Consider the following 19,394-nt stretch of genomic DNA (forward strand, 5'->3'; position numbering starts at 1 on the left):
GGGGATGGAACATAAATTCGAAGAGTGGTATCTCGAGTATGAATTGTGTCAAAATCGACCGGGTATCCTTGGAGACATCGCGTCTCTCATGGGGATGCTTCAAATCTCCATCGTCACCATTAACGGCGTCGACCTCCAGCGTCGAGGCATGTTGCTCAAAGCTCCTGCAGCTGATCACGTCCATCGACTCGAGCATATTTTAAAACGAATGGAAGCCATCGCCGTGATCAAGTTGCGTCGCCCGAAGTTACGGGACCGAATTGCGATTCGACACGGGAGATACATCGACCATGACAGTGATGATAAGAAAACGTTCCGTTTCGTCCGAGAAGACTTAGGGATTCTCGTAGATTTTGTCGCAGAGCTGATGAAAGAAGAGCGTCATCTGTTGATTGGCGTACGGGGAAACCCGCGTGTCGGCAAGACAGAGTCAATTGTCGCAGCAAGTGTGTGTGCGAACAAACGGTGGCTATTCTTGTCATCGACACTGATGAAACAGACCGTCCGGACCTCTTTATTTGAAGAAGAGCGTGAAGGCGATCATGTATACATAATCGATGGAGCTGTCTCTACGCGTACGATGGATGAGCGACATCGTCAACTGATCCGTGAGGTCATGCGGTTGCCTGCCGTAAAAGTCATTGAACACCCAGACCTTTACGTCCGAAACACCGATTGCGTGTACGAAGACTTTGATTATATTATTGAATTGAGAAACAATCCGGATGAGACAATCATCATCCCACAAGAAACACATCGTGAGTCAGAATGGTTTGAATAATTATGTGAATGGAAGGTGTGGACCCCTGTGACAGAACTAGGGACTTTTTTGAAACAAAAGCGTGAGGAGAGCGGATTAACGCTCGACCAAATCCAGCAGACGACGAAGATTCAAAAGCGCTATATCATCGCGATCGAGGAAGGTGATTACAAAAATCTCCCTGGCTCTTTCTATGCACGGGCGTTCATTAAAACGTATGCGGAGTCACTCGGTCTCGATGTGGATGAACTGTATGAGACATACGCTAAAGATCTACCAAAAATCGAAGCACAACCCTCCGTTCAACTTTCTCGGAAAAAGACGTATTCAAAAGCGTCAGAGTCGACAAGTCGGGTGTCGAGATGGGTTCCGAAAGTACTGCTTGCCCTCACGGTATTCTTGCTCATTACAGCAGTTTATTTTGCGGTGAGAAGTATTGACTTCGGCGGACAAGAAGCGAGTCCGGCCGAGCCGCCGAGTTCTGGTGTCACAGTCGACCAGAATGAAGACGTCCCGGCGGATGAACCAGCCGAGGAGGAACCGGCTTCTGAGGAGCCGGCTGAAGAAGAACCGCCAGTAGAGTCTGGTCCGATTGCGGTAACAGAATCGAACGGGGCGGACATCACTTATGAGATAGCGACGAGTGATAAACTGTCGACCGAGATTTATGTGAAAGAATCACCAGCCTCATATGTCGGTGTTCGTGATACTTCATTAGAAGGTCCGTTCCTTGCTCCTGAGTATCCGAACCAATCGAAACAGAACCCGATTGTCATTGAAGACGCTGAAACGGATACGCTACGTATCCGAATCGGACTGATCGCAGGTGTTGAGAAAATCGTCGTCAACGGTCGCGAGCTCGAGCTTCAAGAGTCTCCGGTCACACAAAATATTTTTGTAAAGAGAGTCGACGCAGAATAAGTCGACTCTCCTTCTAAGAGGAGGCGTTCTACATGAACCTACCTAACCGATTGACGATGCTACGCGTGGTATTGATCCCCGTATTCGTCGTCTTACTCGCTGTTGATTTTGATTGGGGAAACATCGCCTTTTTAGGTGCTAATATCCCACTTCACCAATTTATCGCTGGTGTCATCTTTACCATCGCGGCCATTACAGACTGGTTGGACGGTCACTTGGCGCGAAAACACAATTTGGTCACGAACTTCGGGAAATTTATGGACCCGCTTGCGGACAAGTTACTCGTTACAGCGGCACTCGTGTTGCTCGTCGAGATGGACCTCGTTGCCGCATGGGTGGTTGTCGTGATTCTTTCTCGTGAGTTTGCGGTAACAGGTCTACGACTAGTCGCTGCCGACGAAGGGATTGTCGTTGCGGCAGGTAAGTCGGGCAAAGCAAAAACATGGGTGCAATTGTTCGCCATCATCTTCTTGCTTTTCGGTAATCCGATTTTCAGCTATGTCGGTATCCCGTTCGGAGAATGGGCGATGTGGTTGGCACTCGCACTAACGATTTACTCCGGAGCCGAGTATTTCGCACAAAACTACAAGATTATTGTGAAGTCGATGTAAGTCGACAGAGACGAGTTGGTTGATCTAGCTCGTCTTTTTTTTGAAGTCGAGGAGGAAATAAGATGAAACGAGCCGAAATCATTGCGGTAGGAAGCGAGTTGCTCTTAGGGGAAATCGTCAATACAAATGCGAGTTACATATCGGAACAACTATCGAAATACGGTGTCTCCGTCCTGTATCATCAAGTTGTCGGCGATAACGCGGAACGGATGCGTGAGACGTTTGAGATGGCGCGTCGTCGTTCAGACCTCGTAATCGTCACAGGTGGGCTCGGGCCGACGGCAGATGATGTCACGAAGACGGTCCTTTCAGATTTGCTTGAGCGCCCGATTGTACGAGATGAAGCAGCATTTCATACGATTCAACAATTCCTTCGTTCACGTAACCGTGAGATGAATGAAGGGGACGCTCGTCAGGCGGATGTCTTGGCTGGTGCTGATGTTTTACAAAATCCGGTCGGTCTCGCTCCTGGGATGTGGATTGAAGGGGAGACGACGTGGATGCTCCTACCAGGTGTGCCTCGTGAAATGCGAGCGCTCGTCGATGTGACGTTTCCGAAAAAGTTTTCAGGCGCGACGCTCGTCTCGGAATCGCTACGATTTTATGAGATTGGAGAATCTGCACTCGATGATGCCGTTAAAGACTTATTGAACGGATCTAATCCGACCGTTGCACCATATGCCGAAACGGGAGAGGCGAGACTGCGAATCAGTGCTCGTGCGATTAATGAGACGGCTGCAAGAGCGATGATCCAGGAAATGAAATCTGAAATTTTAAGTTGCGTCGGTTCTTATTATTTCGGATCGGATGATGAGACGATTGCCTCATACCTCGTGCAATCATTGACACGTCATCATCAAACACTCGCAATCGCCGAATCGTTGACCGGTGGAGAAGTTCAGTCGATGATTACATCGACCCCGGGAGCATCGGCTGTCTTTTTAGGTGGTGTCGTTACCTATTCAGATGAGCTAAAAAATAGGTATTTGGGGGTTGCTCTTGATACAATTGAACAGCACTCAGTCGTCTCAAAAGAAGTTGCATATGAGATGGTAGATGGATTAGCCGATCAAACAAATGCGGACTACGCACTCTCCTTTACAGGTGAAGCCGGACCAACCTCGAGCTCGGGACGTCCTGTCGGTACGGTATATATCGGCGTGAAGACGCCGAGAGGAATCGAGGTCATCGAACGGATGTATCCGCATCAAGAACGTAACGTCATCCGTATGCGAGCTGCGAAAGATGGGTTATGGGCACTGATTCAACGAATGAAAAAAGGCGAATAAATGTTCGTAAAAAACTTGTGTATCGCTATTTGTTCACGTATAATGAAAGTATCAATTAAAGGAGGCTCATTTATCTATGAGTGATCGTAAACAAGCGTTAGAAATGGCATTACGCCAAATTGAGAAACAATTCGGTAAAGGCTCGATTATGCGCCTTGGTGAAAATACAGACCAGCAAGTATCGGTCATCCCTTCTGGGTCTATTGCCCTCGACGTCGCACTTGGAGCAGGCGGATATCCACGCGGTCGTGTCATTGAAGTGTACGGACCAGAATCTTCAGGTAAGACGACTGTTGCCCTTCATGCGATTGCAGAAGTTCAAAAGCGTGGTGGTCAAGCTGCATTCGTCGATGCTGAGCACGCACTCGATCCAAAGTATGCGAAAAATCTTGGCGTCAACATTGATGAGTTGTTACTCTCTCAACCAGATACAGGGGAACAAGCGCTAGAGATCGCTGAAGCGCTCGTTCGTTCGGGAGCAGTTGATATCCTCGTTGTCGACTCGGTTGCGGCACTCGTACCGAAAGCCGAAATCGAAGGGGAAATGGGAGACTCGCACGTCGGTCTTCAAGCTCGTTTGATGTCACAGGCTCTTCGTAAATTGTCTGGTGCAACGAACAAGTCGAAAACGATTGTCATCTTCATCAACCAAATCCGTGAGAAAATTGGGATTATGTTCGGTAACCCAGAAACGACACCTGGTGGTCGTGCCTTGAAGTTCTACTCTTCAGTACGTCTCGAAGTACGTCGTGCGGAGACACTCAAGCAAGGTCAAGACATGGTCGGGAACCGTACGAAGATCAAGATTGTAAAAAACAAGATCGCACCACCTTTCAAGACGGCGGAAGTCGACATCATGTACGGTGAAGGGATCTCACGTGAAGGGGAACTCATCGACATCGGTGCAGACCTCGATATCGTGCAAAAGAGCGGTGCTTGGTACTCGTTCAATGAGGAACGTCTCGGTCAAGGTCGTGAAAACGCGAAGCAATACATGAAAGAAAATCCAGCAATCGCTGCTGAGGTGGAACGACAAATTCGTGACCACTACGGCTTGAACGGCGAAAAAACGGTCACAGTTGAAGGGGAAGATGACGAAGTTCTCTCGCTTCTTGATGACGAATAAGTATACGGTCTCACTCGAAATCATTCGAGTGAGATTTTTTTAGTATAATTTTTTAGGCGATTGGTAGTTCTATCCTGTCCGTGCATTGCATTCTCCTGCTTAAATAAGTACAATAAAGTTATGCGCGGGCTTGCCTGCGTTACTCACTTATTAAAAAAATAAAATAACCTTGCGAAAGGGAGGTGAACATGATGGAATGGCAATATATGCTTATTCTGATCCTCCTTTTGCCGATAGCTTTTGTTGCAGGTTTTTTTGTGCGTAAATCGATCGCCGAAGCGAAGATTCAAGGTGCCGAGACGGAAGCGACCAAGATTGTAGAGCAAGCAAAACAACAATCGGAAGCGATGCAAAAAGAAGCACGGCTTGAAGTAAAAGAAGAGATGATTCAACTTCGTAATGAGACGGAACAAGAATTACGTGAACGTCGCGAAGACCAGAAAGTGAAAGAGAATCGCCTCGTTCAAAAAGAAGAGCTTCTCGACCGCAAAGCAGACATGCTCGAGCGGAAAGAAGATTCGCTGGATGAACAGGAGCGCGGGCTCGAAAAACGCAAGCGTGAAGCAGAAATGCTCGAAAGCAAAGTGGAGGAACTATACGAAGAGGCACGCCAAGAACTTGTACGCGTGGCATCCCTCTCGAAAGATGAAGCACGTACCATCATCATGGACGAAGCGAAGCAGGAAGCGCTTCACGATGCTGCTCTCCTTCAAAAAGAAATCGAGCAAAAAGCAAAACAAGAAGCGGATAAAAAAGCGAAACACCTCTTATCTCTCACGATGCAACGATACGCTGCTGAACATGTCGCGGAGACGACGGTATCCGTTGTCAACTTACCGAGTGATGAGATGAAAGGTCGCATCATCGGGCGTGAAGGACGTAACATCCGTACGCTTGAGACGTTGACTGGGATTGACCTCATCATTGATGACACACCAGAAGCTGTCATTTTGTCAGGTTTCGACCCGGTTCGCCGTGAAATCGCAAAAATGACGCTTGAAAAACTCGTTCAAGACGGTCGGATTCACCCGGCTCGAATTGAAGAGATGGTTGAGAAGTCTCGTCGTGAAGTGGACGAACGCATTCGTGAATACGGGGAAGAGGCTACTTTCGAAGCCGGTATTCACGGACTTCATCCAGACCTCGTCAAGACGCTCGGTCGCATGCGCTATCGTACGAGTTACGGTCAGAACGTCTTGTCTCACTCGGTCGAGGTGGCACACCTTGCCGGGATGATGGCAGCGGAACTCGGTGAGGACGTCACGCTCGCGAAGCGGGCTGGACTCTTACACGATATCGGGAAAGCGATTGACCACGAAGTCGAAGGCAGTCACGTCGAGATTGGTGTAGAGCTCGCGACGAAGTACAAAGAGCATCCGGTCGTCATCAATTCGATTGCTTCCCATCACGGGGACGTCGAAGCGACATCAACGATTGCGGTACTTGTTGCAGCGGCTGACGCATTGTCAGCGGCTCGCCCAGGGGCCCGTCAAGAGACACTTGAAAGCTACATTCGCCGTCTCGAGCGACTCGAGTCGATTTGTGAGTCGTTTGAAGGTGTCGAGAAATCGTATGCGATTCAAGCAGGACGCGAAGTCCGTATTATCGTTCGCCCAGATGTCGTCGACGATGTCGTCGCTGGTAAGATGGCACGCGATATTTGTAAACGAATCGAGGATGAGCTTGATTATCCTGGACAAATTAAAGTGACGGTCATTCGTGAAACACGTTCCGTCGATTATGCGAAGTAAACAAAGCGGAGAATTTCTCCGCTTTTTCTGTTTGAGGGAGGATTTTATATGAAAATTTTATTTATCGGTGATGTGGTCGGTAAACCAGGTCGAGATATTTTAAGCAATCAGATTGGACGATTGAAAGACAAATACAATCCGACGTTCATGCTCGTGAACGGGGAGAACGCGGCCAATGGGCGCGGCATCACGAAAAAGATTTATCAACAGTTTTTAGAGCTCGGCTTTCATGGAGTGACGATGGGGAACCATACGTGGGATAATCGCGACATCTTTGATTGGATTGACGATGCCGACCGAATCGTCCGCCCGGCCAACTATCCTGACGGAACTCCTGGAGTCGGGGTGATGAAATTGAAGCAGAATGGGAAGAAACTTGCCGTGATCAACGTCATGGGTAATGTGTTCTTACCATCTCTCGATTGCCCGTTCCGTACTGTCGACCGTCTCATCGAAGAAGTGCGAGACGAGGTCGATGCGATCTTCGTTGATGTTCACGCTGAGGCGACAAGTGAGAAGATTGCGATGGGTTATCATCTTGATGGGCGTGCCCAAGTCGTCGTCGGGACACACACACACGTACAGACCGCAGATGAGCGTATCTTGCCGAACGGGACGGCCTATATTACAGATGTTGGGATGACGGGGCCGCTTGACGGGATACTCGGAATGGATGCGTCGGTCGTTTTAAAAAAATTTATGACACAACTCCCAGTTCGGTTTGAAGTTGCCGAGGGACGGGAACAACTTAATGGAGTTTTCATTACAATCGATGATCAGACGAAACGAGCGACAAAAATCGAACGAATACACCTAGATGATCAGACCGTCTGGTTTGATTGAACAACCTACCCGAGGGGGAAACAAGAATGGACGTACTCAAAGTTTCGGCAAAATCGAACCCTAACTCCGTTGCGGGTGCTTTAGCGGGTGTGCTACGTGAAAAAGGAACGTGTGAGATACAGGCGATTGGGGCAGGTGCACTGAATCAGTCCATCAAAGCCGTCGCGATTGCCAGAGGCTTCGTCGCGCCAAGCGGTCTCGATTTGATTTGCATTCCAGCCTTTACCGATATTATGATTGACGGAGAGGAACGCACTGCCATCAAGCTCATCATCGAGCCAAGGTGAGCGGTCGGGACATAGGTCCTATTCTTGTGAAGAGGAGCCATCGGCGCGGATGGCTCCTCTTTTTATGGTGAAGTCAAAGGAGTGATTAAGGTGTTGCAGTTATATATTGTCAGACATGGGCAGACAGAGTGGAATAAAGAAGGACGTCTACAAGGGCGACAGAATTCGCAGTTAACGAGTGAGGGGGTACTGAATGCGGAAAAGTTAGGTAACCGACTTCGAACGATTAAATTCGAGTCTGTTTATGTGAGCCCAAGTGGTCGAGCCGTTCAAACGTTAGAAGCGATGAACGTATCTTTAGATACACCTGTACATATCTTAGATGACTTGAATGAAATCTCATTTGGTGATTGGGAAGGGAAGGCTGAGCATGAAATCGAACGAATGGATGTATTCGAAACTTTTTGGTCAAATCCAAGTCAATATGATCCTCAATCGAATCAAGGGGAAGAACTGATAGCTTTTACGAGTCGTATTTCGAAAGTGATTCATCAAATCATTCAGTCGAACGAACACGGCAATGTTCTGATTGTGACACACGGAATGGTGATTCAGGCAATATTGAGGGAAGTGCGACAAGTCAATCTGTCCGAATTGTGGTTCGATGACGAAATCGAAGGAACGAGCTTATCGATTATTGAGTTTTCAACGCAAGGATTTAAAGAAATGCTGATTGGAGACACCTCCCATCAACTGAGTGGAACATATTAAGACTAGACATCAGAAGAATGTCATAAAAAAATCATGATGCATCTTCTCAGTTTCGTCATTTTATGACAAGATGATAAAGAACGTATCGTTCGATCATAAGAGACAAGAGGGGGACGTTTTCAATGGAACAACTCGTGTCAACCACAGAGACGGAAACAACGACACCAGTAATGAAAGCGATTCAAAAACACACGGCCGGGTTTGGGGCAAAGCTAGTCGAAGTACCCGTTCCGACACCGGGACCTGGAGAGGTACTCATTCAAGTCAAAGCGACATCGATTTGCGGGACCGATGTCCACATCTATGAGTGGGATGAGTGGTCACAGAGCCGCGTTAAACCACCGTACGTATTCGGTCATGAGTTTTCGGGAGAAGTCGTGGCACTCGGGGAAGGGACGAAGCGCATCAAAGTCGGACAGACAGTGTCCGCTGAGACGCATATCGTCTGTCATCAATGTAAACAATGCTTACGTGGACAATATCACATCTGTAAAAACACAAAAATCATTGGTGTGGATACGCAAGGCTGTTTCGCAGAATATGTTGTCATGCCTGAAGAGAACCTTTGGGTGAACCCGGAAACGATGCCGGCAAAACTCGCATCCATTCAAGAACCGCTCGGAAACGCGGTGCATACTGTGCTAGCGAGTGACGTATCCGCCAAATCGGTCGCCATCGTCGGATGTGGACCAATCGGTCTCATGGCAGTCGGCGTTGCCAAAGCAGCTGGCGCGAGTCGCGTTTATGCGATCGATGTCAACCCGTATCGTTTGAAACTTGCTGAAGAGATGGGAGCGGATGTCGTCATCAACAGCTTAGAAGAGAATCCGCTCGAATTAATCGAACGCGAAACAGATGGAGATGGAATCGACGTCGTCTGTGAGATGAGCGGACATCCAATCGCCATCGACCAAGCGTTCAAAATGGTCACGGCAGGTGGGGACGTTAACGTCTTGTCACTTCCAGCTCGTCCGGTCGCCATCGACCTCACACGGGATGTCGTCTTTAAAGGCGTCCGTGTACAAGGCATCACGGGACGTAAGATGTACGAGACGTGGGGCCAAGTCTCGACGATGCTCGCGACGGGTCAATTGAATGTCGAACCAATCATCACACACGTCTTCAAGCTTGAAGAGTTTGAAAAAGGATTCGAACTCATGCGGGCAGGGAAATGTGGAAAGGTCGTCTTACTACCATAAAGGGGGAAACAACATGGCATTTGAACATATTACAGAAGCAATCAATGAGATGAAAGAACAAGGGACGTTCCGTAAGCTCGTCCCGCTCGAATCGGCACAAGGGAACGAAGTGACAATCGACGGGAAATCACTCGTCCAGTTGTCATCAAACAACTATCTCGGACTTGCGAACCATCCGCGATTAAAACAAGCGGCAGTTGAAGCGGTCGAACAGTACGGTGCGGGAACAGGATCGGTTCGGACGATTGCCGGTACGTTCGAGATGCACGAAGCATTTGAGCGCGAACTTGCAGAGTTCAAACATACAGAAGCATCACTCGTCTTCCAATCAGGATTCGCGACGAACCTCGGGGTCTTGTCTGCACTTCTCGGACCAGAGGATGTCGTCATCAGTGACGCACTCAACCATGCGTCGATTATCGACGGGATTCGTCTTACGAAAGCAGCGCGACGCATTTATAAGCACGTCGACCTTGAAGACTTGGAGAAGGCGTTAAAAGAGACACAAGATTATCGGACACGTCTCGTCGTAACGGACGGTGTGTTCTCGATGGACGGGAACATCGCACCACTTCCAGCGATTGTCGAACTTGCAGAGAAATATGATGCTGCGGTCATGGTTGATGATGCTCACGCATCCGGCGTTCTCGGGAAGAACGGTCGCGGAACGGTCAACCACTTCGGTTTGGACGGTCGTGTCGCGTTACAAGTCGGGACGCTTTCAAAAGCGATCGGAGTTCTCGGCGGTTACGTCGCCTGTTCACAAGACGTGCGGGATTACTTGATTCATAAAGGTCGCCCGTTCCTCTTCTCGACATCACATCCACCGGCAGTCGTTGCGGCGAACCGTGAGGCAATCCGTGTCATGAAAGAGGAAGAAGAGTTGTTCGATAAGCTATGGGCGAACACGGAATTCTTCAAGAACGGACTTCGCGACCTCGGCTTCGATATCGGACATGCGACAACACCAATCACACCGGTCATGCTCGGTGAAGAGACGCTCGCGCATACGTTCTCGGACAAGTTGAAGGAGCACGGCGTATTCGCACAGAGTATCGCCTTCCCAACAGTTGAGCGCGGAAAAGCACGCATCCGGACCATCGTCACAGCGGAGCATACGCGAGATGACCTCGAACGTGCACTCGAGGCGTTTAAAACGGTAGCGGAAGAGTTGAATGTGACACTACACGCATGAATGAGGACTGCAGACGATTTGTCTGCAGTTTTTTGATGGATTTGCACGTGAAATCGAGTATATTCAGATAGAGTAAGCCGAAGTATAACGTATTTTTTAAAAATATTTCAATTACCGCAATCTAATTTAATCAGTACATATCAGAAATGAGGAAAGGATATGTTTCAGCAAGGAATATTTCAAGTGGGAATGGTGTTAGATCGAGAGACGTTTTCGATTCTGACGATTTCACCACCATTCATCATAAATGTGATCTTTAGTGTCTTGATTGTGATGTATGTCTTGTACTTTCGGAGTGAGGGTTGGAAAGAGAAATTGTGGAACGTTGTACTAATGTGCTACGCGCTCTTATTCATCTCTGTCTATATAGGAGCCTGGTTTGTGAGGCTGAAATACAACCTTACACCGAGTTTCAGTGAGTCGTTCGCCCTCGAATCCTTTCCTGGATGGAAGTTTTTTTTCAAGCAATGGATTGAGAACGGAATAGAAGAACCGAATTTGACAGCGAATGCGATTGCGTTTGGTGCGTTGCTGTTCTACTTCAGGAAGTTCAAGGGTAAATATACGTGGATATTAAGGCTTTTCGCAGTGATTCCTGTCAGTTTGTTTTTCATCATGTATATTCCGCAACTCCTTAGTTGGTTATTCCGATAAAAAAGAAGCAAAGCGCAATGCTTTGCTTAAATCACGAGTATTCCTCTAAATCCTCGAGCCGCATAATAAGAGTCTGCACCATTGTGATAGACGAAGGTGTGATCATAGCGGCGGTCACAGAATAGGGCGCCACCTTTTTGACGAATGGTGTCTGGTGTGTGAATCCAACTCGACGTCTTCAAATCGAATGCACCGAGTGTTTGTAAGTGTCGGTATGTTTCTTCGTCGAGAAGGGTTATGCCCATCTGTTCAGATAAGGCGACCGCGCTTCCGACGGGCTTATTCTTTTTACGTGCCTCAAGAGCTGGTTCGTCATAACAGAGGCTTCGTCGACCGCTCGGACTCTCGACTGAACAGTCGCAAAAAGCGAGATCTCCGTTAGCTAGACGAATTACGTCGGGTTCGCCTCCTGTCTGTTCCATTAATGAGAGTGTAGCCAACTTGTCCTGATTAATTTGAATTCGTTCCAATACGTCTGACCACACTTCGTCAGGATGACGTTCAACGTTTTCGGCAAAACGAGACTCTAAGGTATTTAGTAACTCGAGGGTTTCTTCCTGTGAAAGTTTCGACATGGAAATCACTCCGATCATTTGTTTCTTCTAGTATACGATATGAGTCGATACTGTTTGTCTATTCCATTGTGAGAAAGGGGAATCCAAATTGAATTTTGATGAAATAAACGTTGAGCATCTAAAGGTAAACTCATTTCAGACAATGGATCTGTTCACATTGAAAACAGACTATTTGAGTCGATTGCCTGTCAGTTCATATCGAGTCACAGATTACTGTGAACTTGACGTGATTATCACAAAGTCACAATTAGGACGACTTCGGTACGTTGATTTGACCTTGCCTCTGGGCGTTTATATAGAGGAACAACTCCTTTTCTTATACGATCCATATCGTCGAGAAATCTATTCATCCCATGAATTTGTCAATCATCTAAATGATCATAGTATCTCGACTGTTGATTTCTTATGTGCTAATAGTCGCAACTTTCATGATCCTGATTCGTATTCACTAAAGAGTGAAAGAATGTTTAACTTACCGTTGGATAGCAGCTGGAGGGAGTATGGGTTACCAAAAGTGACGTCGGCCCCATCGTTCATCTCCCGACTATTAACATTACTAGACGTTTCTTCTTTTCAGGTGGTGTCGAAGAAAAATCGATTTCTATCTGATCTCAAAAAATGGGCAGATGTGAAAAAGTGTGAATACAGTGTCGAGTATTACGGAAAATGGATGTGGTCGAATGAGTATATGATGACCTGTCATCTTCCAAACGTATCTGAAGTTGAACTTCTTCAATTGATTACGATGATTGAGGAGAGTGATGAGTTGGAAAGCTTTCGATTTTTGATTGAGACCGAGGCAAGCTTTCTGTCACTTTTTATTTTAGGAGATGTGAAGCGAGGCTATGGCGTAGGAGTATTTCAATACGAGAGTGACGAATAGGGGGAAATGAAACACTGGATTGTCATTGAAAAGGACGTCCAACTATTTATTTCGGTGGAAAATTCTATACTTAAGGCGCCCTCTCTTAGAGAAGGCGCCTGTTGTTTATACAGATGATACGGTTAACATGGACTGTTCAGTCAATCGCCCAATCCAAATCAACGGAAGGGTCAAAAGTGCTCCGAGAAGGTAAACCGAATCGATCGGTAGGCCGTCCGCGAGAAGACCGAACAATAAACTTCCTATACTGAATGCGAGGGCGTATCCCGTTTGTTGCACACTATATACATAAGGAAGCTGTGTAGCCGGGATCCGGTCTTGAATGACGGTATTTGTCTGAATGATCCGCATTTGTGTGGCTGCCCCTTGAATGACTAACGCCAGAATCGCAAACGCGAGATGTGCAGTCATGCCGAACAAAATGGCAGCGACAATGGATAAGATGACAGTCGACGATAGCGAGGGTGCGTATCGTGATCGATAAAGGTAGGCACTCACCGCAATCATGCTGATCAAAAAGGATGCGTTAAGCGTTCCCCACCAGCCCGTATCAACTTGTAAATGTCGCTCGAGATAGACGAGAAGCAAGGCGGAAATCCAAAGTGTACTGACGAAGGATTCATACGTGACAAACCAGGTCACGCGACGTGCGAATGGTGACGTCTTTACATAAGTGAGGCTTTCAAGTAAGGAAATCGATTCATCCGTTTCGTCATCCATCACGTCTTCCGTAAGCGATTGATTGAAGTAAAACGTCACGATTGTGGAGAGGCTGAAAAGAATGAGCGAAACGATTAACGCAAAGGCACTCGACATGAGAGAGACGAGCATCGTGCCAATTGGCCACATCGCGAGTTGGATGAACTGATTGGACCCTTGAACTAGGCTGTTCGCTTGTTGACGATTCGTCGTCAATCTTGGGATAAATGACGCTTGGATCGGACGCGCGAACCCATCGAGGAATGCAATCAACACGACAAGTCCGAGAACAAGAATCGAATCCGTGAAGAGAACGAGTACAAGGGTGACCGTCTTCATCAGTTGTGACAGGACGAGCGTTTTCCCGAGCGAGAAGCGACTGAGGATGCGGGCGAAAAAGAGGCCGCTGAGCGTCATACCGGCAGTCACGGCAATCGGGAAGCTAGCCGCCATGAGAGCGGACCCAGTTTGTTGATACAGCAAGGCAATGAGCGCGACGATGTATAGGACATCGCCAATGTTTGCGAGCCATTGGCTAACGAGCAGTGTGTAAAACGATTTCATCACAAATCTCCTCCGAATCTATTCAATTAGGTGGGTTGGACGAATCGTTTTTACACATTTTCACCTCTTCATAAAATGATATAAAAATAATTATACAAAATTTGATGAATTCTGTAAACTTGTCATATGGGTGAAATTGTCATAGTGGGAGGATGAAATGATTCAACAAGCTTTGAAACTCGTAGGTAAAAAGAAGTTGGAGTGGGTTACAACACGAATACCGACTCTTGAGGCGGATCAGGTTTTGATTGAAACCATCGCTACTGCCATTAGCATTGGTGCAGAGATTCCCCAATTTGAAGCAACGGATTTGACTGATGCAAGTCCGATCTATCCTCGTAAAGTGGGATATGAGAGTTATGGAAGGGTTGTAGATAAGGGTGAGAATGTCACAACACTCCATGTTGGCGACCGAGTAATTGCCTTTTATGGGCAACAAACGTATGGGATTGTCTCTGAACAAAAAGCGTTTTATGTTCCACCTGAAGTAGACTATGAAACAGCGTTGTTAGCGATTTTATCTTGCGATGCAGCGAAAGGAGTTAGAAAATTAGCACCATCTTCTACCGATTCGGTCATTGTTTCCGGTCTGGGAACGATAGGGTTACTCGCGATCTATTATCTACGCACCTATTATGGTGTGACGATGATTGATGCGATTGAGCCAGATTCGAATCGAAAAGAACTGGCTCATACGTTTGGAGCTGGCTGTGTATATACCCCGAATGAGGTGAAAGAGAGCTTTTATGATTACGGCATTGAATGTTCGGCTCGCAATGATGGATTCATGAACCTTCAAGAAGCTGTTAAGCCGAATGGATCGATCTGTATTTTATCAGACGGTAATCGAGAAGAATTGGTGCTACAACCTCAATTTTATGAGAAAGAACTACATATTGTTGGGTCTAGTGATGGCTGGGATTATACAGAACACTTCAGCTGGTATTTTGAAGCGAGTCGGCGAACTCCATACATAAAAGAGATTTTTGAGTTAGACATTGAACAAGATAGCTTGATTGGTACGTTTCAAGAATTAAGTGAAGGTGTCATCAATCCAATTAAAGTTTCCGTGACATATAAAAACGAAAATACATCATTTGATGAGTGAGAAGGATGGATTCATATGCTTGATTATAAAATAAATGACGATATAACACTGAGAATGTTTAATGTAGAGGACGCGGAAGCATTATTTCAACTGACGATGGAATCGAAACCTTACCTAAGAGAGTGGCTGGGGTGGCTTGATTATATCGAGTCAGTAGAGGATTCAAAGCAGAACATAGAAGGACGAATCAAAGGATTGATTGAAACGGGTGGATTCCCAAAATCGTTCGCTTTGATGTATAAAGGCGTGCTTGCCGGGACGATCGGATTCAACGAAATCGACCGTGGTATCAAATGTGGTACGATCGGTTACTGGCTCGGACAAGATTTTCAAGGCAAGGGAATCATGAGTCAGGCACTCGAGACAATCATCGAATATGGATTCCGTGATCTTAATCTAAATAAAATTGAGATTCGAGTCGCGACAGAGAACTTGAAGAGTCGGGCTCTCCCTGAACGCTTTGGCTTTAAAGAAGAAGGGGTCATTCGAGATGCGGAATGGCTATATGATCGTTATGTCGACCATGTCGTTTACGGGTTGCTACGGAATGAATGGGTAAGATAAAAATAGGAAGGACATTCTCTCTTGATGGGAGAATGTCCTTTTTGCAAGTCAATAATCGGTTTGTATGATAATTTCTAATGACTTTTTTAAAATTTCCACATCTCGATCCGATAAATGGTCGAAAACTTTTTCATTCAGTTCGATTGTCGCAGCTTCGATTCCACTTCTCAATTCTTCAGCTTTTTGAGTAGGTACAACCAATACGTTTCTACGATTATCAGGGTCAATCGAACGCTCGACGAGTCCTGCCTTTTGCATTTTATCGAGTATTCCTGAAATTGTCGGAGCCTCTAAATATAACTTTTCTGCAATCTGTTTCGGGGAAAGTTGTCCTTCCCTCCATAAACAATTCAATACCCCATATTGAGCTGGAGTCACTTCATATTCTTCTAGTAGCTTGCTGAAATATTTAAAAACCTTATTCTGGCTTGCGCTTAGTAAAAAGTTAATACAATCTTTCAATTCCATATCGTTCTCCCCTTATCTTGACACTACTTATCATATCATGTTAAATTTCGTGGTGAAACAGTTTTGGTACAAAACAATTTGATATGCGAATCTAGGTTTGACAGCTAGAAATCAACTTCATGATGAAACGTAATGCAAAATGAGGAGGACAACAAAAAATGAGTAATGAAAAACAATTTTCAAATTGCCATGTAAAAGTCGAAAATCACGTAGCCTATCTTTTCGTCAATAATCCACCAGCAAACGTAATCAGTTCAGAGACGGTTAGTGGATTATCAGCTTGCGTTGATTATGTCGCGAATGATTCAGAGATCAAGGCAGTCGTGATTACAGGGGAAGGAAAATTCTTCATTGCGGGTGCTGATATCAAAGAGTTTGTATCAGCGTTCGATAGTGAAGATAAAGGAAAATTACTATCTGTAGAAGCACAAGCTGTCTTAAACAAGATCGAACAATTAAACAAACCTGTCATTGCTGCGATTAATGGAGCTTGCTTAGGTGGAGGTTTGGAGCTTGCAATGAGTTGTCACATGCGGATTGCTGCAGACGAAGCCAAACTTGGACAACCTGAACTGAACTTAGGATTAATACCGGGCTTTGGAGGAACACAGCGGTTGGCACGGCTCACAAATAAATCGAAGGCTCTTGAAATGATTTTGACTAGTAAAGTCATTGGTGGGAAAGAAGCGGAATCGATTGGCTTAGTCAACAAATCAGTGCCCCTTGTCGAGTTGATGGATGAAGCGAAACAACTTGCCGAAGCCATTGCGCTTAAAAAGAGTCGATTATCGATTGCGGCAACGATGGAAGCGGTAAATAAAGGGTTGGAAACAACATTAGACGAAGGTCTCGCAATTGAAGCGGACCTCTGGGCGAAGTTATTTACAACGGAAGACATGAAAGAAGGAGTCAATGCTTTTATCGAAAAACGTGAGGCAGAATTCCAAGATAAATAATGATTGGATCATTTCAACCTGTTTTCAGCAAGTTTATGTTGTGTAGTAGTCATATTACCTATACTCAAGGCGGTGATCGATAGTGGATACTCGAGAAAGTGTCGTCACAGAAGTTCAAAATGGGATTGGATGGATCAAGCTGAATCGCCCCCGTGCGTTAAACTCTTTAAATGTTGACATGGTAGATACGATGAATGAACTGTTAAAGCAATGGAAGTCAGATGACCGTGTGTCATTGATATGCATCTATGGAGAAGGCGAAAAGGGTTTTTGTGCAGGTGGGGATATGCGAACCTTATACGATTTAAAAGAAAAAGGTAATGAAGCGTACGCCAATCAGTTCTTTTCGCTTGAGTACGGATTAGACAATGCAATTCATCATTATCCAAAACCAGTCGTCGTATTGATGGATGGCGTAGTTATGGGAGGTGGCGTTGGCCTCTCCATTGGTGCCTCACATCGGATTGTCACCGAGTCATCAAAGTGGGCAATGCCTGAAATGAACATCGGTTTTTTCCCTGATGTCGGGGCAAGTTATTTTTTGAATCGAATGCCTGGTTTGGTTGGTACTTACGTCGCGCTAACCGCTAGTGTCATACATGCAACCGATGTACTTTACGTTGGAGCGGCTGACTATTATATGGAGAGCAAAGATTGGCCGAGATTAAAAGAAAGCATGATGGAAAAACATTGGACGCCAAATGCAGTTGAAACAGAACTCGATCAACTATTGGAGTCATTTCGAAGCCCTGTTTCTCTTCCTTCGTCAATATCATCGATACAAGACAAAATTGATCATCACTTTCGGTTTGAAACGATTGAAGAAATCATTTCATCACTCCAGGTATCTGCAAATCAAGGTGATGAATGGGAAGGAATCACGATGAGGACACTTCTATCTAAATCACCGACGTCACTAAAAGTAACCCTTCGTCAAATTCAGAAAGGGAAGGGGCTATCTCTTCAAGCTTGTTTTGATATGGAACAAAACCTCGCATTGAATTTTATGAAATGTCATGATTTCTATGAAGGGGTTCGTTCAGTTCTAGTTGATAAAGATCGTTCTCCCAAATGGAGTCCTACTACACTTGACGAAGTGACAGAACAGCAAGTTGAATCTTTTTTCAAAACGGTATAGCTCAGGGTCGTTGACGCGTAATGACAGAACTAGACCCGCCCTTCACGAGAGGGCGGGTCTTTCGTCTGATTTGAATAATTCAGTTCCAAATTCTTCATACGCCTGTTCGTATCGACGTAAGGAAGATTCTTTATGCATACACGTAAGGTTCATCCGCTCGATTGGAGTCATGTCGGTCGCATATGTCTTTAATACATGAGCGTTCCGTAGCATTGACGGGGTGACCGAACGCGCGAGTCTGCTCCGTTCGTTCAGCTGCCGCATCATCTTCGTGATCATGACGATCGTCAATTGCTTCGGTTGATTTTTCGCATACACCCAGCGGAACGTCATCCGTGCGAAATCGAATGAGACGAAGACCGGGTCTTCCGAGTACCAACGTGGTCGTACTGGTGTAGGGATATCAGCCAAATAATTCATGAGTAACGATTGGTCTTCCTGTGACAGTTTCAAGGTGAACTGATTTCCAAGACGGTCATACACGTCAAAGGTGTGGTCGGCCAGATGCAGGTCGCTCATTCGCAAACGAATGATGTGATGGACGCGCAAGCCGTATTTATAGAAGAGCGTCACGATCAGTTCATTCCGATTGACGAGATAGGGATGGGCTTGCAACTGATTCTCGCTCAATCCTCTCGTCGAACGAATCGTATGAACGAGTCGGTCAAATTCAGACTCGAGCGCGATCTGGTCGACGGACAACGTATGTGCCGGTTGCGAGTAGGCTAGCATTTTTTTTCGTAATGGATTTAAAAAGTGGGTCAGGCTATTGATGACCGTGACGATTCGGGCGACGGTCGCCTGTTGATAATGCTTTTCTTCGATTAGAAAATCATTCACGAACGTTTTCCATGATTCGATTGGAACGTCTAACCAGTCCGTCGGTTCGTTCAATTCGACATTGTGGTCGTGAAAGTACTTGTGCACATCAATCAAGTCGTAGCGATAGCGTTTAAGCGTCGAGGGTTGACGGCCGCTTGCTCCGAGATGATACAAGTATGTTTCGATAAATTCGGGGAGCGGATAGTCTTTTCTACGTTTCGTCATGGTCGAGCCTCCTTCTTCCTTTATCCTACCACAAACGGACGTTCT

General features: G+C 46.1%; 20 protein-coding genes. 16 read left to right on the top strand and 4 right to left on the bottom strand.

What is annotated here, in order from left to right; all coding sequences use genetic code 11:
* Positions 1 to 4: 4 nt before the first annotated feature.
* From KNO87_RS07600 to KNO87_RS07650, 11 genes are all read left to right on the top strand, one after another.
* Entirely contained in the window at positions 5 to 781 is a 777-nt protein-coding gene (locus KNO87_RS07600) for a YmfK family protein (RefSeq protein ID WP_012726484.1), read from the top strand.
* A 27-nt stretch (positions 782 to 808) separates the two neighbouring features.
* Positions 809 to 1,681 (top strand): helix-turn-helix domain-containing protein, encoded by an 873-nt coding sequence (locus tag KNO87_RS07605; protein ID WP_214787679.1) that lies wholly within the window; start codon positions 809 to 811, stop codon positions 1,679 to 1,681.
* Positions 1,682 to 1,713: 32 nt separating this feature from the next.
* Positions 1,714 to 2,292: a CDP-diacylglycerol--glycerol-3-phosphate 3-phosphatidyltransferase gene (gene pgsA, locus KNO87_RS07610; protein WP_214794780.1), complete on the top strand. Its 579-nt coding sequence runs from the start codon at positions 1,714 to 1,716 to the stop codon at positions 2,290 to 2,292.
* A 62-nt stretch (positions 2,293 to 2,354) separates the two neighbouring features.
* The gene (locus KNO87_RS07615; RefSeq protein ID WP_214794782.1) at positions 2,355 to 3,581 is read left to right on the top strand and encodes a competence/damage-inducible protein A; all 1,227 of its coding nucleotides are present in this window, start codon (positions 2,355 to 2,357) and stop codon (positions 3,579 to 3,581) included.
* A 76-nt stretch (positions 3,582 to 3,657) separates the two neighbouring features.
* Positions 3,658 to 4,707 (top strand): recombinase RecA, encoded by a 1,050-nt coding sequence (recA, locus tag KNO87_RS07620; protein ID WP_074033216.1) that lies wholly within the window; start codon positions 3,658 to 3,660, stop codon positions 4,705 to 4,707.
* Between the two features lie 191 nt (positions 4,708 to 4,898).
* Positions 4,899 to 6,458, top strand: coding sequence for a ribonuclease Y (rny, locus tag KNO87_RS07625; RefSeq protein ID WP_198930002.1), 1,560 nt, complete (start codon positions 4,899 to 4,901; stop codon positions 6,456 to 6,458).
* A 48-nt stretch (positions 6,459 to 6,506) separates the two neighbouring features.
* The gene (locus KNO87_RS07630) at positions 6,507 to 7,301 is read left to right on the top strand and encodes a TIGR00282 family metallophosphoesterase (protein ID WP_214794784.1); all 795 of its coding nucleotides are present in this window, start codon (positions 6,507 to 6,509) and stop codon (positions 7,299 to 7,301) included.
* A 26-nt stretch (positions 7,302 to 7,327) separates the two neighbouring features.
* Entirely contained in the window at positions 7,328 to 7,588 is a 261-nt protein-coding gene (locus tag KNO87_RS07635) for a stage V sporulation protein S (protein WP_012726477.1), read from the top strand.
* A gap of 90 nt (positions 7,589 to 7,678) precedes the next feature.
* The gene (locus tag KNO87_RS07640) at positions 7,679 to 8,299 is read left to right on the top strand and encodes a histidine phosphatase family protein (RefSeq protein ID WP_214787690.1); all 621 of its coding nucleotides are present in this window, start codon (positions 7,679 to 7,681) and stop codon (positions 8,297 to 8,299) included.
* A 122-nt stretch (positions 8,300 to 8,421) separates the two neighbouring features.
* Positions 8,422 to 9,498 carry an L-threonine 3-dehydrogenase gene (gene tdh / locus KNO87_RS07645; protein WP_214787693.1) on the top strand — a complete coding sequence of 359 codons (1,077 nt, stop codon included), beginning with the start codon at positions 8,422 to 8,424 and terminating at the stop codon, positions 9,496 to 9,498.
* 13 nt (positions 9,499 to 9,511) lie between these two features.
* Positions 9,512 to 10,693 carry a glycine C-acetyltransferase gene (locus tag KNO87_RS07650; protein WP_214787695.1) on the top strand — a complete coding sequence of 394 codons (1,182 nt, stop codon included), beginning with the start codon at positions 9,512 to 9,514 and terminating at the stop codon, positions 10,691 to 10,693.
* A 680-nt stretch (positions 10,694 to 11,373) separates the two neighbouring features.
* Here KNO87_RS07650 and KNO87_RS07655 read toward each other — a convergent pair.
* Complete coding sequence (locus KNO87_RS07655; RefSeq protein WP_214794786.1) at positions 11,374 to 11,922, bottom strand: DUF4256 domain-containing protein; 549 nt, start codon at positions 11,920 to 11,922, stop codon at positions 11,374 to 11,376.
* A gap of 463 nt (positions 11,923 to 12,385) precedes the next feature.
* Here KNO87_RS07655 and KNO87_RS07660 point away from each other — a divergent pair, with 463 nt between their 5' ends.
* Positions 12,386 to 12,805 carry a hypothetical protein gene (locus KNO87_RS07660; RefSeq protein ID WP_214794788.1) on the top strand — a complete coding sequence of 140 codons (420 nt, stop codon included), beginning with the start codon at positions 12,386 to 12,388 and terminating at the stop codon, positions 12,803 to 12,805.
* Positions 12,806 to 12,910: 105 nt separating this feature from the next.
* Here the strand turns inward: KNO87_RS07660 and KNO87_RS07665 are convergent, their stop codons facing one another.
* On the bottom strand, positions 12,911 to 14,068 hold the full coding sequence (locus KNO87_RS07665; protein ID WP_214794790.1) for an MFS transporter: 1,158 nt from the start codon (positions 14,066 to 14,068) through the stop codon (positions 12,911 to 12,913).
* 157 nt (positions 14,069 to 14,225) lie between these two features.
* Between KNO87_RS07665 and KNO87_RS07670 the strand changes: the two genes are divergently transcribed.
* Together KNO87_RS07670 and KNO87_RS07675 are read left to right on the top strand one after the other, a co-directional pair.
* Positions 14,226 to 15,176 carry an alcohol dehydrogenase catalytic domain-containing protein gene (locus KNO87_RS07670; RefSeq protein ID WP_214794792.1) on the top strand — a complete coding sequence of 317 codons (951 nt, stop codon included), beginning with the start codon at positions 14,226 to 14,228 and terminating at the stop codon, positions 15,174 to 15,176.
* A 15-nt stretch (positions 15,177 to 15,191) separates the two neighbouring features.
* Complete coding sequence (locus KNO87_RS07675) at positions 15,192 to 15,740, top strand: GNAT family N-acetyltransferase (protein ID WP_214794794.1); 549 nt, start codon at positions 15,192 to 15,194, stop codon at positions 15,738 to 15,740.
* A 48-nt stretch (positions 15,741 to 15,788) separates the two neighbouring features.
* On the opposite strand, the gene KNO87_RS07680 is transcribed toward KNO87_RS07675, so the two are convergent.
* On the bottom strand, positions 15,789 to 16,208 hold the full coding sequence (locus tag KNO87_RS07680) for a MarR family winged helix-turn-helix transcriptional regulator (protein WP_214787710.1): 420 nt from the start codon (positions 16,206 to 16,208) through the stop codon (positions 15,789 to 15,791).
* A 158-nt stretch (positions 16,209 to 16,366) separates the two neighbouring features.
* Between KNO87_RS07680 and KNO87_RS07685 the strand changes: the two genes are divergently transcribed.
* Entirely contained in the window at positions 16,367 to 17,164 is a 798-nt protein-coding gene (locus tag KNO87_RS07685; RefSeq protein WP_214794796.1) for an enoyl-CoA hydratase, read from the top strand.
* Positions 17,165 to 17,246: 82 nt separating this feature from the next.
* Complete coding sequence (locus KNO87_RS07690; RefSeq protein WP_214794798.1) at positions 17,247 to 18,302, top strand: enoyl-CoA hydratase/isomerase family protein; 1,056 nt, start codon at positions 17,247 to 17,249, stop codon at positions 18,300 to 18,302.
* A 42-nt stretch (positions 18,303 to 18,344) separates the two neighbouring features.
* On the opposite strand, the gene KNO87_RS07695 is transcribed toward KNO87_RS07690, so the two are convergent.
* Positions 18,345 to 19,349: a site-specific integrase gene (locus tag KNO87_RS07695; RefSeq protein ID WP_214794800.1), complete on the bottom strand. Its 1,005-nt coding sequence runs from the start codon at positions 19,347 to 19,349 to the stop codon at positions 18,345 to 18,347.
* Positions 19,350 to 19,394: the final 45 nt, after the last annotated feature.

Origin of the sequence: Exiguobacterium sp. s34 (assembly GCF_018617435.1) — a bacterium.
Classification (GTDB): domain Bacteria; phylum Bacillota; class Bacilli; order Exiguobacteriales; family Exiguobacteriaceae; genus Exiguobacterium; species Exiguobacterium aestuarii.